Raw genomic sequence first — 12973 nt, 5'->3', positions numbered from 1 at the left:
ATGGTAGTTGACGTTAAGAACTTAAGTAGCCTACCGGCAGTAAAACCATCGCCAGCAGTCCTCGACATACGCAGTCCCCCATAAAGAATCGGAGCCCACGGAAACCCCCCGTCGGCTCCGATGTTTGTCCCCATAGAACGTGTAGTGCCCTAGGAGAATGGAAATGAGCCTCATCACCAGCATGGAAACCCATCAGATCGCCGCACTGGCGACCTCCACCGTCGCCACCATGGCGACCAGTGATATAGCTGCGCTCAATACCCGACAATTCCAGGCCTTCACGACCGACCAGATTGGCGTCATGACGGCGGCCCACATTGTGGCCATGACCACCACCACCCTGGCCTATGGCTTGACCACTGACCAGATCGTGGCGCTGACCAGCAACCAGGTCGCGGCCCTGAGCTCGCGCCAAGTCGCGGCACTGTCGACCGACTCCATCGTGGCGCTGGAAACCAACGACTTGCAGGCGCTGAAAGCCACGGCGATCGTCGGCCTCACCACCAATCAGGTCAACACCCTGTCGACCAACCAAATCGTCGCGCTGCAAAGCGCCCAGGTGGCCGCCTTGGGCAGCAACCAGGTCGCCGCGCTGGGCACGTCGGCGCTCGCCGCACTGGAAACGGCCGACCTGCTGGCCCTGAAAACCGGCAACATTGCCATCCTCAATACCGACCAGATCGGCGCCCTGACCACCGACCAGGTCGGCGTGCTGACCAGCGGCCAGATCGCCGCGTTGAGCACCAACAGCCTGGCCTACGGCCTGAGCACCGACCAGTTGGTGGCCCTGAGTTCGAGCCAGTTGGCCGGCCTGAGCACGCTGCAATTCGGCGCGCTGTCGACCAACAATGTGGCCGCCATCGAGACGGCCGACCTGATCGCCCTGAAAACCAGCGTCATTGCGACCCTGAAATCGTCCCAGCTGGCCGCCTTGACCACCGACCAGATCGGCAACCTGACCAGCGGCCAAGTGGTCGCCCTGAGCAGCGCCAGCATCGGCGCGCTGAGCACCAACCAGGTCGTGGCCCTGACCAGCAGCCAGGCCGCCGTATTGAGCTCGGCCCAGTTCGCCGCACTGAGCACCGACAGCATCGTCGCCCTGCAAACCGACGACTTGCAAGCCCTCAAGGCCAGCACCTTCGCCGCCCTGTCGACCGCGCAAGCGGCCAACCTGTCGACCGACCAGATCGTCGCTCTGACCAGCGCCCAAGTCGGCGTGCTGACCAGCAAGCACGTTGCCGCCCTCGGCACCTCGGCCATCGCCGCCATCGAGACGGCCGACCTGGCCGCCCTGAAAACCGGCGGCATCGCCGTGCTGAGCACCGACCAGGTCGGCGCCCTGACGACCGACCAGGTCGGCGTGCTGAGCAGCGCCCAGATCGCTGCCCTGAGCACCACCAGCCTGGCCTACGGCCTGACCACCAACCAGGTTGTGGCGATGAGCTCGTCCCAACTGGCGGGCCTGACCACCACCCAATTCGGCGCGTTGTCGACCGACGCGGTAGCCGCCATCGAGACGGCCGACCTGATCGCCCTCAAAACCAGCGTCATCGCGACCCTGAAGTCGTCCCAGCTGGCCGCCCTGACCACCGACCAGATCGGTAATCTGACCAACGGCCAAGTGGCCGCCCTGAGCAGCGCCAGCGTTGCCGCACTGAGCACCAACCAGGTCGTGGCGCTGACCAGCAACCAGGCCGCCGTGCTGAGCTCCGGCCAGTTCGCCGCGCTGAGCACCGACGCCATCGTCGCCCTGCAAACCGACGACCTGCAAGCCATCAAGGCCAGCACCTTCGCCGCGCTGACCACCGCCCAGGCGGCCAACCTGTCGACCGACCAGATCGTTGCCCTGAGCAGCGCCCAGGTCGGCGTCCTGACCAGCAAGCATGTCGCCGCGCTGGGCACCTCGGCCATCGCCGCGATCGAAACGGCGGATCTGGCTGCGCTGAAAACCGGCGGCATCGCGGTCCTCAGCACCGACCAGGTCGGCGCCTTGACGACCGACCAGGTCGGCGTGCTGACCAGCGCCCAGATCGGCGCGCTGAGCACCAACAGCCTGGCCTACGGCCTGACCACCAACCAGGTCGTGGCGATGAGCTCGGCCCAGCTGGCCGGCCTGACCACCACCCAGTTCGGCGCGCTGTCGACCGACGCCATTGCCGCCATCGAGACGGCCGACATCATCGGCCTGAAAACCAGCGTCATCGCGACCCTGAAATCGTCCCAGCTGGCCGCCCTGACCACCGACCAGGTCGGTAACCTGACCACCAGCCAGGTCACCGCGCTGAGCACCGCCAGCATCGGCGCGCTGAGCACCAACCAGGTCGTGGCGCTGACCAGCAGCCAGGCCGCCGTGCTGAGCTCCGGCCAGTTCGCCGCGCTGAGCACCGACGCCATCGTCGCCCTGCAAACCGACGACCTGCAAGCCCTCAAGGCCACCACCTTCGCCGCGCTGACCACCGCCCAAGCGGCCAACCTGTCGACCGACCAGATCGTCGCCCTGAGCAGCGCCCAGGTCGGCGTGCTGACCAGCAAGCATGTCGTCGCGCTGGGCACCTCGGCCATCGCCGCGATTGAAACGGCGGATCTGGCCGCGCTGAAAACCGGCGGCATCGCCGTCCTCAGCACCGACCAGGTCGGCGCCCTGACGACCGACCAGGTCGGCGTGCTGACCAGCGCCCAGATCGGCGCGCTGAGCACCAACAGCCTGGCCTACGGCCTGACCACCAACCAGGTCGTGGCGATGAGCTCGGCCCAGCTGGCCGGCCTGACCACCACCCAGTTCGGCGCGCTGTCGACCGACGCCATTGCCGCCATCGAGACGGCCGACATCATCGGCCTGAAAACCAGCGTCATCGCGACCCTGAAGTCGGCCCAGCTGGCTGCCCTGACCACCGACCAGGTCGGCAACCTGACCAGCGGCCAAGTCGCCGCGCTGAGCACCGCCAGCATCGGCGCGCTGAGCACCAATCAAGTGGTGGCGCTGACCAGCAGCCAAGCCGGCGTGCTGAGCTCCGGCCAGTTCGCCGCGCTGAGCACCGACGGCCTGGTGGCCCTGCAAACCGACGACCTGCAAGCCCTCAAGGCCAGCACCTTCGCCGCGCTGACCACCGCCCAGGCGGCCAACCTGTCGACCGACCAGATCGTTGCCCTGAGCAGCGCCCAGGTCGGCGTGCTGACCAGCAAGCATGTCGTCGCGCTCGGTACCTCGGCCATCGCCGCGATTGAAACGGCGGATCTGGCCGCGCTGAAAACCGGCGGCATCGCCGTCCTCAGCACCGACCAGGTCGGCGCCTTGACGACCGACCAGGTCGGCGTGCTGACCAGCGCCCAGATCGGCGCGCTGAGCACCAACAGCCTGGCCTACGGCTTGACCACCAACCAGGTCGTGGCGATGAGCTCGGCCCAGCTGGCCGGCCTGACCACCACCCAGTTCGGCGCGCTGTCGACCGACGCCATTGCCGCCATCGAGACGGCCGACATCATCGGCCTGAAAACCAGCGTCATTGCGACCCTGAAGTCGGCCCAGCTGGCTGCCCTGACCACCGACCAGATCGGCAACCTGACCAGCGGCCAAGTCGCCGCGCTGAGCACCGCCAGCATCGGCGCGCTGAGCACCAACCAGGTCGTGGCGCTGACCAGCAGCCAGGCCGCCGTGCTGAGCTCCGGCCAGTTCGCCGCGCTGAGCACCGACGCCATCGTCGCCCTGCAAACCGACGACCTGCAAGCCCTCAAGGCCACCACCTTCGCCGCGCTGACCACCGCCCAAGCGGCCAACCTGTCGACCGACCAGATCGTCGCCCTGAGCAGCGCCCAGGTCGGCGTGCTGACCAGCAAGCATGTCGTCGCGCTGGGCACCTCGGCCATCGCCGCGATTGAAACGGCTGATCTGGCTGCGCTGAAAACCGGCGGCATCGCCGTCCTCAGCACCGACCAGGTCGGCGCCTTGACGACCGACCAGGTCGGCGTGCTGACCAGCGCCCAGATCGGCGCGCTGAGCACCAACAGCCTGGCCTACGGCTTGACCACCAACCAGGTCGTGGCGATGAGCTCGGCCCAGCTGGCCGGCCTGACCACCACCCAGTTCGGCGCGCTGTCGACCGACGCCATTGCCGCCATCGAGACGGCCGACATCATCGGCCTGAAAACTAGCGTCATCGCGACCCTGAAGTCGTCCCAGCTGGCCGCCCTGACCACCGACCAGGTGGGCAACCTGACCAGCGGCCAGATCGCCGCGCTGAGCACCGCCAGCATCGGCGCGCTGAGCACCAACCAGGTGGTGGCGCTGACCACCAGCCAAGCCGGCGTGCTGAGCTCCGGCCAGTTCGCAGCGCTGAGCACCGACGGCTTGGTGGCCCTGCAAACCGACGACCTGCAAGCCCTCAAGGCCAGCACCTTCGCCGCGCTGACCACCGCCCAGGCGGCCAACCTGTCGACCGACCAGATCGTCGCCCTGAGCAGCGCCCAGATCGGCGTGCTGACCAGCAAGCATGTCGTCGCGCTGGGCACCTCGGCCATCGCCGCGATTGAAACGGCGGATCTGGCCGCGCTGAAAACCGGCGGCATCGCCGTCCTCAGCACCGACCAGGTCGGCGCCCTGACGACCGACCAGGTCGGCGTGCTGACCAGCGCCCAGATCGGCGCGCTGAGCACCAACAGCCTGGCCTACGGCCTGACCACCAACCAAGTCGTGGCGATGAGCTCGGCCCAGCTGGCCGGCCTGACCACCACCCAGTTCGGCGCGCTGTCGACCGACGCCATTGCCGCCATCGAGACGGCCGACATCATCGGCCTGAAAACCAGCGTCATCGCGACCCTGAAGTCGGCCCAGCTGGCTGCCCTGACCACCGACCAGGTCGGCAACCTGACCAGCGGCCAAGTCGCCGCGCTGAGCACCGCCAGCATCGGCGCGCTGAGCACCAATCAAGTGGTGGCGCTGACCAGCAGCCAAGCCGGCGTGCTGAGCTCCGGCCAGTTCGCCGCGCTGAGCACCGACGGCCTGGTGGCCCTGCAAACCGACGACCTGCAAGCCCTCAAGGCCAGCACCTTCGCCGCGCTGACCACCGCCCAGGCGGCCAACCTGTCGACCGACCAGATCGTTGCCCTGAGCAGCGCCCAGGTCGGCGTGCTGACCAGCAAGCATGTCGTCGCGCTCGGTACCTCGGCCATCGCCGCGATTGAAACGGCGGATCTGGCCGCGCTGAAAACCGGCGGCATCGCCGTCCTCAGCACCGACCAGGTCGGCGCCTTGACGACCGACCAGGTCGGCGTGCTGACCAGCGCCCAGATCGGCGCGCTGAGCACCAACAGCCTGGCCTACGGCTTGACCACCAACCAGGTCGTGGCGATGAGCTCGGCCCAGCTGGCCGGCCTGACCACCACCCAGTTCGGCGCGCTGTCGACCGACGCCATTGCCGCCATCGAGACGGCCGACATCATCGGCCTGAAAACCAGCGTCATTGCGACCCTGAAGTCGGCCCAGCTGGCTGCCCTGACCACCGACCAGATCGGCAACCTGACCAGCGGCCAAGTCGCCGCGCTGAGCACCGCCAGCATCGGCGCGCTGAGCACCAACCAGGTGGTGGCGCTGACCACCAGCCAAGCCGGCGTGCTGAGCTCCGGCCAGTTCGCCGCGCTGAGCACCGACGGCCTGGTGGCCCTGCAAACCGAAGACCTGCAAGCCCTCAAGGCCAGCACCTTCGCCGCGCTGACCACCGCCCAGGCGGCCAACCTGTCGACCGACCAGATCGTCGCCCTGAGCAGCGCCCAAGTCGGCGTGCTGACCAGCAAGCACGTCACGGCGCTCGGCACCTCGGCCATCGCCGCGATTGAAACGGCGGATCTGGCCGCGCTGAAAACCGGCGGCATCGCGGTCCTCAGCACCGACCAGGTCGGCGCCCTGACGACCGACCAGGTCGGCGTGTTGACCAGCGCCCAGATCGGCGCGCTGAGCACCACCAGCCTGGCCTACGGCCTGACCACCAACCAGGTCGTGGCGCTGAGCTCGGGCCAGTTGGCCGGCCTGACCACCACCCAGTTCGTCGCACTGTCGACCGACAGCATCGCCGCCATCGAGACGGCCGACATCGTGGGCTTGAAAACCAGCGTCATCGCCAGCCTGAAAACGGCCCAGCTGACCGCGCTGACCACCGACCAGATCGGCAACCTGACCACCAGCCAGGTCGCCGCGCTGAGCTCGTCCAGCATCGTCGCCCTGAGCACCAACCAGGTGGTGGCGCTGACCACCAGCCAGGCCGGCGCGCTGGGCTCGGGCCAAGTGGTCCTGCTGAGCACCGACAACATCGCCGCCTTGCAAACGGACGACCTGCAAGCACTGAAGACCAGCGCGGTTGCCGCCCTGACCACCAGCCAGGTGGCCAACCTGACGACCGACCAGATCGTTGCCCTGACCAGCACCCAGGTCGGCGTACTGACCAGCAAGCAAGTCACGGCGCTGGGCACCTCGGCCATCGCCGCGATCGAAACGGCCGACCTGGCCGCGCTGAAAACCGGCGGCATCGCGGTCCTCAGCTCCGACCAGCTGGGCGCCTTGACGACCGACCAGGTTGGCGTGCTGACCACCGGCCAGATCGGTGCACTGGCGACCACCACCCTGTCGGCCGGCCTGACCACCAACCAGGTGGTGGCGCTGAACTCGGCGCAATTCAATGCGCTGAGCACCACGCAATTCGGCGCGCTGTCGACCGACGGCATCGCCGCCATCGAGACGGCCGACCTGTCGGTGCTGCGCACCGGCCTGATCGCCGCGCTGAAGACCGCGCAACTGACCGCGCTGACCACCGACCAGATCGGCAACCTGAGCGCGACCCAGGTGGTGGCGCTGAGCACCGCCAGCCTGTCCTTCCTGAGCACCAACCAGGCGGTGGCGCTGACCAGCACCCAGGCAGCATTGCTGAGCTCCGGCCAAGTGGCCGCGCTGAGCAGCGATGCGGTCGGCGCGCTGGGTACCGAAGACGTGGCCGCGCTCAAGACCGGCGCCTTCGTCGGCCTGAAAACCAGCCAGGTCCAGGCCCTGACCACCGATCAGATCGTTGGCTTGGGCAGCGCCCAGGTCGCCGTCCTGAGCACCGCCCAGGTCCGCGCACTGAGCACCGACCAGCTGCGCGCGCTGGAAACGGCCGACATGGTGGCGCTGCGCACCGCTGCCATCGCGTCCTTGACCACCGACCAGATCGGCAGCCTGACGACCGACCAGATCCACTCGCTGACCAGCAGCCAGGTGTGCGCCATCACCAGCGCCCAGGTACCGGGCCTGACCAGCGACCAGATCGCCGCGCTGCCTTCGCCGCTGGGCACGCCGATCGTGCTGGACCTGGACGGTAACGGCATCGCGACGCTGAACATCTCGGCCGGCGTGCAGTTCGACCTGCAGGCGACCGGCCAGAAAGGCGCCACCGGCTGGGTCGGCGGCGGCGACGGCCTGCTGGTCCTGGATCGCAACGGCGACGGCGTGATCAACGATGGTAGCGAGCTGTTCGGTTCCGGCACCACGCTGGCCACCGGCCAGAAAGCGGCCACCGGCTACCAGGCGATGGACGAGCTCGACACCAACCGCGATGGCGTGATCGACAGCGCGGACCAGGCCTACGGCAAGCTGCAGGTGTGGATCGATGGCAACGCCGACGGCATCAGCCAGGCCGACGAGCTGAAATCGCTGGGCGACCTCGGCATCACCAAGCTGAACCTGGACGCCAAGCAGAACGCCTCGCTCAACAACGGCAACATCGTCGGCATCACCTCGACCTACGAGACCAGCGACGGCAACACCCATCAGGCGGCCGACGTGTGGTTCCAGATGGCGGCCCCGGGCGCCTCGCTGACCACCTCGGTGAGCAGCCTGACGCAAGCCCTGTCCGGTTACACCGCGGCGGCGGCGGCGGCCGGCACGGCCAAGCTGGAAGTGCCTGGCAGCGTCGGCAACAACGCCGCTGCCTTGGCCAGCGCCATCGGCCAGTACAGCGCGGCCCAGCTGGGCGCGGCCAGCACCGCCGTCGCCACCGAGGACGCGCTGCGACTGAAGGCGCTGCAAAGCGCCGCCAGCCACGGCATCCTGGCTGTCAAGTAAGCGCTGAGCGCCACGCCGGAGTCCGCTCCGGCGCCAAGGCGGCAAGACCTCGCGGTCTTGCCGCTTTTTTTTTGCTAGTCGGGAAGCCCGGAAACGGTTGTGGCGGTGCCGCGAACAGGACGGGGAAACGGCCGTTGTTCCGCAGCAGAAAATGCGCCGGGAAACAGCGCGCTAGGGTAGAATCCTCAGACGGCGTAATAGTGCGCTGTTGCAAGTTTTACCCAGGTCAACCAACAAGGTGGTCATCGATGTTGCCATGTACGACCATGCATCCGTCCCGTCACAATGCACGATAAATTTCCCCACACCGCGATCCAGTGCCTGACTGCGATCGCCCAGCACCACGGCTTGCAAATCAATCCCGAACGCCTGATTGACGACTACGCCCTGCGGGCGGAAGAACCGGGAAATGGCGAGCTGATGCGGATTGCCACCGATATCGGCCTGAAGGCCAAGATCGACAAGCTCGACTGGTCGCGCCTGATGGCGCAGGATGGCGTGTTCCCGCTGATGGCGCGCCTGAACGACGGCAATATGGTGATCGTGGTGGGCGTGCGCGCGGCCGAGGGCGAGGGCGAAGAGCAGGCCGCCGTGCTCAACCCGGCCAGCGCCAACGCCACCGTGGTGATGGTGGCGCGCAGCGAGTTCGAGCGGCGCTGGAGCGGCGACGTGGTGTTCATCAAGCGCCAACACAAGCTCAGCGACCCGAACCAGCCGTTCGGCCTGCGCTGGTTCATTCCCGAGATCCTCAAGCAAAAGGCGGCCTTCCGCGACATCTTCATCGCCGCCGTCGCCATGCAGCTGCTGGCGCTGGCCTCGCCGATCTTCTTCCAGCTGGTGATCGACAAGGTGCTGACCCACCAGAGCGTCACCACGCTGTGGGTGCTGGCGGTGGGCATCGTGCTGGCCCTGCTGTTCGACGCCAGCTTCGGCTTCCTGCGCCAGACGCTGACGCTGGCCGCCTCCAACAAGATCGACATGCGGCTGACGCGCCGCACCTTCAGCCACCTGCTGTCGTTGCCGATCGACTTTTTTGAAACCACCAGCGCCGGCGTGGTCACGCGCCACATGCAGCAGTTGGAAAAAATCCGCAGCTTCCTCACCGGCCGCCTGTTCTTCACCGCGCTGGACCTGATCTCGCTGCTGGTGTTCATCCCCATCCTGTTCACCTACTCGTTCCAGCTGACCCTGATCGTGCTGTTGTTCACGGCCCTGATCGCGATCGTGGTGGTGTCGATGATTCCGACCTTCCAGCGCCGCCTCAACGCGCTGTACGCGGCCGAAGGCCAGCGCCAGGCCATGCTGGTCGAAGCGATCCACGGCATGCGCACGGTCAAGGCGCTGGCGATCGAACCGAGCCAGCGCCGCATCTGGGACCAGCGCTCGGCCGAAGCCATCACCATGCACTTCCGGGTCGGCCAGATCTCCATCGCCGGCAACGCCATCACCGACTTCCTCGGCAAGCTGATGCCGGTGACGCTGATCGTGATCGGCGCCCAGGCGGTGTTCGACAATTCGCTCTCGGTCGGTGCGCTGATCGCCTTCCAGATGCTGGCCGGGCGCGTCACCGGGCCGCTGATCTCGATCGTCGGCCTGGTCAACGAGTACCAGGAAACCGCGCTGTCGGTGAAGATGCTGGGCGAGGTGATGAACCGCGCGCCCGAGGGCCGCGCCGGCGCCAACGGCCTGCGTCCGCAGCTGCGCGGCGATATCCATTTCGACGAGGTGACCTTCCGCTACCCGGGCGCGCAGGCGATGGCGCTGAACAAGGCCAGCTTCACCATCGAGCAGGGCACCGTGGTCGGCATCGTCGGCCGCAGCGGTTCCGGCAAGACCACCTTGACCAAGCTGATCCAGGGCCTCTACCCGGTGGTCGAAGGCATCGTCCGTTTCGACGGCATCGATGCGCGCGAGATCGAGCTGTCGCACCTGCGGCGCCAGATCGGCGTGGTGCTGCAGGAGAACTTCCTGTTCCGCGGCACGGTGCGCGAGAACCTGTCCATCACCAAGCCCGACGCCACCTTTGAAGAGCTGGTGGAAGCGGCGGCCGCCGCCGGCGCCGACGAGTTCATCGAACGCCTGCCGATGGGCTACGACACCATGCTGGAAGAAAACGCCGCCAACCTGTCGGGCGGCCAGAAGCAGCGCCTGTCGATCGCCCGCACCCTGGTGGCCAAGCCGCGCATCCTGATCCTGGACGAAGCGGCCAGCGCGCTCGACCCCGAAAGCGAAGCCATCTTTATCAACAACCTGTCGCGCATCGCGGTGGGCCGCACGGTGGTGATGATTTCGCACCGCCTGTCGACCCTGGTCAACGCCGACAAGATCATGGTCATGCAGCAGGGCCGCCTGATGGATGCCGGCCGCCATGAAGAACTGCTCACCCGTAGCGAAACTTACCTGCACTTATGGAACCAGCAAACAAGCCACCTGTGACCAAGCCCGGCAAAGACAAGACCGAGATCGCCTTCCTGCCGGACGCCGATGCCATCGAGCGCGGCCCGTTGCCGCGCTTCGTGCGTATCACCCTGCACGTGCTGCTCGGCGCGCTGGTCACCTTCATCCTGTGGGCCAGCCTGTCGAGCGTGGAAAAAGTGGTGGTGGCGCGCGGCCGGCTGGTCAACCCGCTGCCGAACATCGTGGTGCAGCCGCTGGAAACCTCGGTGATCCAGCGCATCGAAGTGCGGGTCGGCCAGGTGGTCAAGAAGGGCCAGCTGCTGGCGACGCTGGATCCGACCTTCACCCAGGCCGACGAGACCCAGCTGCGCACCCGCCTGCAAAGCATGGATACCCAGGCCGCCGGCCTGCGCGCCGAGCTGGAAGGCCGGCGCGTGCCGGAGGGCGGGCGCAAGGACGCCGACAGCCTGCTGCAATCGCAACTGTCGTCCGAGCGCCAGGCCAATTTCGAGGCGCAGAAGTCGAAGATGGACCAGAACATCGCGCGCCTGCAGGCCGGGCTGGAAACCAACCAGCGCGACCAGGTGATCCTGGCCCAGCGCGTCAAGTCGCTGCGCGAAGTGGAAGCCATGCAGGAGCAGCTGATGGCCGAGCAGTTCGGCGCCAAGATGCACCTGCTGGAAGCGCGCGACCGCCGCCTGTCGGTCGAGCGCGACATGATCATGCAGCAAAACAAATTGCTGGAAATGGGACGCGAGCTGGCCTCGGCCCAGGCCGAGCGGGCCGCCTTCGGCAAGAGCTGGCGTCAGAAGACCATGGAAGACCTGCTGTCGGCCACGCGCGAGCGCGACGGCATCAGCGAACAATTGACCAAGGCCGACATGCGCCACCGCATGGTGCACATGGTGGCGCCGGCCGACGGCGTGGTGCTGGAGATCGCCAAGCTGTCGGTGGGCTCCATCGTGCGCGAGGCCGAGCCGCTGTTCACCCTGGTGCCGCTGGGCGCCGAGCTGGAAGCGGAAGTGCAGATCGATTCGCTCGACATCGGCTACATCAAGGCCGGCGACATCGCCCACGTCAAGGTCGACGCCTTCTCGTTCCAGAAGCACGGCATGTTGGACGGCAAGGTGCGCACCATCAGCCAGGACGCCTTCAAGCGCGACGCCGCCTCGGCCGGCGAGGGCCTGGACGCCTACTACCTGAGCCGCGTGTCGCTGGGCAGCGTGAAACTGAAAAAGATGGCGCCCGGCGCCGGCCTGTTGCCGGGCATGACCTTGTCGGCCGAGATCGTCGTGGGCCACCGCACCGTCATGTCCTATCTGTTGTGGCCGTTGACCAAGGCGGTCGACGAGTCGATCCGCGAACCCTGAGCATCCCGTCCGCCCACCCCATACCAACTAGCCCTATCTGGAGACTTCCATGTTTTTGAGTATTGACAACGCCTTTATCGACCGCAAGGTCGAAGCGGACCCGCGCATCGTCGAGCGCGTCATGACGGCGTACAACAAATCCAAGGAAGTGCAGAAAGACGCTGCGGAAGAGTACCAGGTCAGCCATATGTGGTTGCCGATCTACCAGGGCTTCATGGGCGGCCTGATGGACGTGATGGCGCGCCGCGACGCCGCCGAGCTGGGCCGCATGTACGCCAACTTCTTCCGCGAGCGCTTCACGGTGGGCATCCACGGCATGCCGGTGGACATGGAGTCGAGCTACTTCGCCGGCAACATCACGCCGGAAAACGCCGGCGCCTACACCGCCGACATCATGCACCGCATGCAGATCTGGATCGACTCGATCGGCAAGACCGAGCCGCTGTCGGCGCTCAAGACGCCGGTGGTGGGCAATCCCTACGGCTTCTATGTCGATGGCGAGTTCTACCGCGCCGGCGTCGATTACCAGCACTACTACGCCAGCATCATCCACCGCCTGACGCGCAGCAAGCAGCGTCGCGTGGTGCTGGAGCTGGGCGGCGGCTTCGGCGGCCTGGGAGATTTCCTGGTGCGCGACCACGCCGACCTGACCTATATCGACGTCGACCTGCCGGAAAACATGGCGCTGACCGCGTTCTACCTGCTCAGCGCCCATCCGGACAAGAAGATCGCGCTGTTCGGCGAGGTGGACCTGAAGACGGTCGACGTGCGCGACTACGACGCCCTGGTGCTGCCGAACTTCGCGATCGCCGACCTGAAGGACAATTCGGTCGACCTGTCGTTCAATTCCTACAGCCTGGCCGAGATGTCGCTCAGCAATGTCGCCAACTACATTGCGCAGTTCAACCGCGTCACCACCAAGTTCATCTACCACATCAACCACACCCGCATCCCGCCGGTGAAGGCCGACGAGTTCGGCATCGACTACAGCAAGTTCGAACTGGTCTCGCGCGCGCCGGCGCTGTGGAACCTGGCCCGCAACAAGGATATGGACGAGTACGAATACCTGTACAAGGCCATCGACAAGTCCTTCGACTAACTTCTTCGACTAAATCCCCCGGCG

Annotated in this window: 4 protein-coding genes; all 4 read left to right on the top strand. The window is 66.7% G+C overall.

Features of this window, described 5'->3' with window-relative positions; all coding sequences use genetic code 11:
* Positions 1–163: 163 nt before the first annotated feature.
* The 4 genes from ACXZ1M_RS12210 to ACXZ1M_RS12195 all read left to right on the top strand — a co-directional run bounded on the left by ACXZ1M_RS12210 (position 164) and on the right by ACXZ1M_RS12195 (position 12949).
* Complete coding sequence (locus tag ACXZ1M_RS12210) at positions 164–8083, top strand: heme utilization protein (RefSeq protein WP_459053417.1); 7920 nt, start codon at positions 164–166, stop codon at positions 8081–8083.
* A gap of 285 nt (positions 8084–8368) precedes the next feature.
* Positions 8369–10519 (top strand): peptidase domain-containing ABC transporter, encoded by a 2151-nt coding sequence (locus tag ACXZ1M_RS12205; RefSeq protein ID WP_459053416.1) that lies wholly within the window; start codon positions 8369–8371, stop codon positions 10517–10519.
* Complete coding sequence (locus tag ACXZ1M_RS12200) at positions 10492–11850, top strand: HlyD family type I secretion periplasmic adaptor subunit (RefSeq protein ID WP_459053415.1); 1359 nt, start codon at positions 10492–10494, stop codon at positions 11848–11850. Before ACXZ1M_RS12205 ends, ACXZ1M_RS12200 begins: the two co-directional genes overlap by 28 nt.
* 49 nt (positions 11851–11899) lie before the next feature.
* Positions 11900–12949: a putative sugar O-methyltransferase gene (locus ACXZ1M_RS12195; protein ID WP_459053414.1), complete on the top strand. Its 1050-nt coding sequence runs from the start codon at positions 11900–11902 to the stop codon at positions 12947–12949.
* The last annotated feature ends 24 nt before the right edge of the window (positions 12950–12973 follow it).

The organism is Duganella paludis (assembly GCF_054461335.1).
This window is presented reverse-complemented; position numbering and strand designations above follow the sequence as displayed.